At 50.4% G+C, this 4,422-nt stretch carries 3 protein-coding genes; 1 reads left to right on the top strand and 2 read right to left on the bottom strand.

Going from position 1 to position 4,422, the window contains the following annotated elements; all coding sequences use genetic code 11:
* Positions 1 to 567: 567 nt before the first annotated feature.
* Both FJZ26_04430 and FJZ26_04425 read right to left on the bottom strand, forming a co-directional pair.
* Positions 568 to 921 (bottom strand): hypothetical protein, encoded by a 354-nt coding sequence (locus tag FJZ26_04430; GenBank protein MBM3229650.1) that lies wholly within the window; start codon positions 919 to 921, stop codon positions 568 to 570.
* Positions 922 to 1,122: 201 nt separating this feature from the next.
* Entirely contained in the window at positions 1,123 to 3,396 is a 2,274-nt protein-coding gene (locus tag FJZ26_04425) for a ribonucleoside-triphosphate reductase (protein ID MBM3229649.1), read from the bottom strand.
* 310 nt (positions 3,397 to 3,706) lie between these two features.
* On the opposite strand from FJZ26_04425, the gene FJZ26_04420 reads away from it, so the two are divergent.
* Positions 3,707 to 4,422: MFS transporter (locus FJZ26_04420; protein ID MBM3229648.1), on the top strand; the 716-nt coding region annotated here is incomplete at its 3' end.

The raw sequence follows: 4,422 nt of genomic DNA, 5'->3' as shown, positions 1-4,422 counted from the left end.
GAAAAGAAACGGAGGGCCCTGGCCGGACCACTGCATGAGCGGCACTTATGGCCAGAGGAACATACTGCCCACGCTGCTTGCATCCGACCGCCTGTCCGTAATAAGCTGGAGGGAAAAATACACCAAGGCCCAGCTTGAAGGCGCGTTTGAAAAGCAGCAGGTCATTCTGACAAAGGACCATCTTGATGAATTCATGCCTGTCGCCCATGGAGGCAACCCATATGCAAGCATGCTTTTGAAGACAATAGGCCCAAGAAGCGAAATCTACGTGACAGGTGTGGTCACTGAATACTGTGTCAAGTGCGCCATTGAAAGGCTTTGCGCATGGGTGGAAAAAGAGAAAAATGGATGTAAAATCTTCCTTGTGAAGGATGCAATAAAGGAGATATCAAAAAGGGGCATGCAGGAAACTTTTGAGGACTTTAGGAGGCTTGGGGTGGGCTTTGCAAGCGCGCAAAGCCTTGTGGAAAAGATGCTGCGCAAAAAGTGAATGCAGGAGCCCAAAGTATGCACAAGCCCGTGGGTTCATAAATCGCTGCAGTGGGCTGACGCGGCGCTGCAGCCAAACTAGTGCTCAAAGCTGACAATAACTATTTCACTTGAGTCCACCTGGGAAAAAAGGAATATTCCGTGCCCGTTTTTGCTTGCCTTTCTTGCAGCCCTGAAAGCGCCGTTTAGCGCTGATATCTTCCCATCTGTTATTTTGTGCCTCTCTTCAACAACGCCAGACAGGTGGGATGCCGCATTGTCAACCCTGCAAATCCTGTAAAATTCCCCGTTTGGGGCAAAATCAGTTCCATCCTGGTGCTCTTCTATGAAGCGTTTCAGCCTCCTAAATTTTTCAAGGAACTCTGCCCTAACATTCGAAGGCTTGGTATCAAGCGCGCTTTTTGGTGAAGGCGGATTTTTGTGAAAGTGCATAAAAACCAAAGGCAAATTGGTTGCAGCAGCCAGTTCCAGGCATATGTGCCTTCTCCGCTCAACACATGCTTATAATGCTTGCCAGTTGCTGCATGGAATAAAAAAAACCTATTGTTTTGAAAGAATAAGTCAGGGCATTTTTCTTAAGGTAGAAAAAAATAGCGGAAGGCTGCCTGAATCCAGGGCATTGTCAGCGGTTTTTCAGACAATGTCGCAGGAGCCGCCAGAGCAGGCAAGTTCCTTTGAGCCTTGCGTGTCGTCATCCTTTTCATAAAGGAGGATTCGCGAAAAGTCAATCTGGGGGAACTGGGCGGCAAGGGAATTGTATTTCTCCTCGCTTACCTCCTCGTATGGCGCAAGGGTGTAGACATGGTTGGAGCGTGGCAGGAAGGAAAGGCCGCCAAGCATGTCCCAGTGCTCGTAGAGCCAGTTTGCAACTGCAATCCATTCGTTTTCCCCAACAGAAACCGTGACTGAAGGATTGTGCTCTGTAAAGTTCTCCTTTACCATCTTCCAGTACTCCAGCTGCTCTATTGCGCTCAGGTCGTTTCTAAAGTGCGTGCCGTTTGTCGCCTTGACTGGAAACTCAAGCACGTAAGTTGTCGCATCCGCACTTGTCTGCCCCACTTCAGGTGAATAGGGCACTTTCTGGTCGCGCATCATCTTGAACAGGCTGTCAGTAGAAGAAATCCTGATGCGCCTTATGTAGTGCCTTGAGTGCCTTGGGTGCAGCCCTGAAGCGCTGTCAACAAGCTGCGAGACAGTGCCCGATGGCTTGACGCATGTTATCGAGGCTGACTGGCTTATGCCAAACCTTGCCGCATAATCTCTGTTCACTTCTATTGCCTTTTCCCTCATCTTCCGCAGCGTGTCAGGGTTTCTGACTGCAGGACAGTCCCACTGCCCAGTTATAGAGACTCCCAAAAGCCGCTCTGTTTCGCAGTTTTTCTTCCATTCAGGCGAAAGATAGGGGAAATTTGTGAGTGTTGACTGGTAGGTGCCAAGGATAGTTGCAATCCTTGTTTTTTCAACAAGGTCTTCCTGCGTGTCCTCCGGCCTTGCCACAACCTCAGTCAGGTTGCAAAACTCCTTTGATTTTAGTATGATTTCCCCGCACGGATTTGTTCCGCAAGTGGCAAAACCGGATCCAAACATTTCCCATCTCCTCTGAGGCATCTGCTTTTGCAGGCTGCCCCTGTTGAATATGCCCCGCTCCCCGGTGCCGGATTTTGCAAGAGCAATCCATTCGTCCATGAACACGCTTGCAGACGGCTTTTCACTGTATACCGCCGAGTTGTTTGCCATTGACCGCTGCATTTCAGTCAGGTAGAACTGCCCCGTTTTTGCAAATCTCATCTCTGCGTCGTTCAGGTCGGAAAGAGATATGAGGGCGGTCCTCCTCACCCCGCCCATGACAACTACCTCGCCTATTTTGCAGATTATGTCGTGCACATCGATTGGCGAGAGGCGCAGCCCCTGCTTTGAAAGTATTTTTCTTCTTGCAAACTCAAGAACCGCGATAAGGGGCCTTGGGCCAGAGCTTTTTCCGCCAAGGGTTTTGAGCCTTGCCCCCTGGGGCCTAAGCCTTGAAAAGTCAAATTCAACGTCCTTGCCACCATACCAGGTCTTAAGGCCAAGCACAAGGGCATCGGCCCAGCCCTCCTTGCTGTCATCCACAACATGCACTGGAAGCTTCTCCCCGGACTGCTTTTCAATGAGGGGGAGCTGCTGCACTGTTTGCGCCTCAACCGAAAAGCCAACCCCAGTGCCGCACATGCAAAGGTACATTATTTCCCCAAAATCCGCAAGGCAGCTTGGCGCTATGTAAGAGCAGTTGTACGCGGCTACGTTTGTCGTCCTGGCCGCCTTGCCTGCAGCCCAGAGAAGGCGCATGGATGGCATGACCTGCTGGCGCAGTATTGCGTCCCTAATCTGTTCGTATTCAACCAGGGCAAGCTTGTCGCCAAGGTTCTCGCGCATAAAGTCAACGTATCGCCCGACAGTTTCCACCCAAGTCTCTCGCCTTCCTTCTCCCTCAAGCCATTTGGAGTAGGTCCTGTAATAGACAAATTCACAAAGGGGGCTTCTGAAGTATTTTTTGCTTTGCTCGACTAAATTCCTTACGTGTTCGGGTATCTGGCGGGACTGCGCCCTGATTTTCGTCCGCTCCTGCCTGTAAAGTATGTAGGCCTTGGCAGTTGCAGCATGCCCGGTCTCAATAAGCACTTTTTCAACTATGTCCTGGACCTGCTCAACGCTTGGGACGATTTCCCCATCAAAAATCTTTGTGAGCTCAACAACGACTGCATCTGCAAGCCTTGCCGCAAGCTGCCTGTCCGTGCCGCCAACCGAGCGTGCGGCCTTGAATATTGCCTCGGTGATTTTTTCCTTGTCAAAAGGAACTGTGCTTCCGTCCCTTTTTTTTATCTGCTTGACATGCTGCTCGAAAACGACCTGAGTTTGCGTTTGTGTCATCTTGACCACCCTTGAGCCGCGCGCACCGCCTTTGCCTGTGAACGGACTTGCGCGCGTGCGTTTTCCAACGCCTAGACGCCGTCGGCAAAAACACTATATGTTGTGTTTTTTGACCCCTTTAGATACTACATATGGGGTTTAAATATGTTTTGAATTCGCTGGTTTTTTGGCAAAATTCGTGTCCACTTATGCGCATTTTTTCCGCAGTTTTTCCAGAACAAAGCCAGCAGGCGGACTAGGTTTTTTAATTTACCTTGCCAATTCAGATGTCTACTGCTTGTTTGACTTGAAAACTGAGGCGGCTGTTAGTATGAAACGGGTGTTGGCAGCAAATTTCCTAGATGCTTTTGCCATAAGCGCCACTGGAATGATACTGCCGCTTTTGCTGCTTCACAGGAACATGGAGCTTGGAATGGTTGGGGCCATAATATCCTCCCTGCCGCTTATTTACACCGTCTTGAGGACGGCACTTGCTTCAGTAGCCGAGTCGTTTGGGTATAAGGCTTACTTTGTCCTAAGCTCCGCCTGTTGCGCGGTCTCGCCCATAATATATATGCTCTCCTCCTCGCCGGCAGGTTTTTTGGCAGGCAGGGCCGTGGACAGTTTAAAGCAGGCATCAATCTGGGCTGTCAACAGAAATGCGGTTATGGCAGACACGCCCCCCACTGATTTTGCAAGGGCGACTTCAAGGCTTGTAAGCATCCGCTATGCCGCAATAGCCCTTGGGGCCGTCGGGGGCGGGTACATTCTCAACACGCTTGGATTTGACTACTCGTTTTTGTTCCTTAGCGCGGTTGGGGCAGCAGGCCTCTACGTTGCGATTGGAATGAGGCAGCACAGGGCAGGGATTGGAGGGTTGGACTTCGGAAAAATACGCGACTCTTTCAACCTGTTTGGCAGGGGAAAACTTTTCACACTCACCACAATCGTGATGCTTTTTGAGGCAAGCATGGACGGGCTAATCAACCTGTTTGTCATTCCAGTCTTCCTCAAAAGCATCGGCCTTGACTACACGTCAATAGGCCT

The sequence above is a fragment of the Candidatus Parvarchaeota archaeon genome (assembly GCA_016866895.1).
GTDB lineage: Archaea > Micrarchaeota > Micrarchaeia > Anstonellales > VGKX01 > VGKX01.
The sequence above is the reverse complement of the archived record's forward strand: the minus strand, read 5'-3'. Positions and strand labels throughout refer to the sequence as shown.

What these genes read in the sequence shown, in the direction of transcription:
- FJZ26_04430 (MBM3229650.1), bottom strand. Translation starts at nt 921, where the DNA reads ATGCACTTTCACAAAAATCCGCCTTCACCAAAAAGCGCGCTTGATACC.
- FJZ26_04425 (MBM3229649.1), bottom strand. Translation starts at nt 3,396, where the DNA reads ATGACACAAACGCAAACTCAGGTCGTTTTCGAGCAGCATGTCAAGCAG.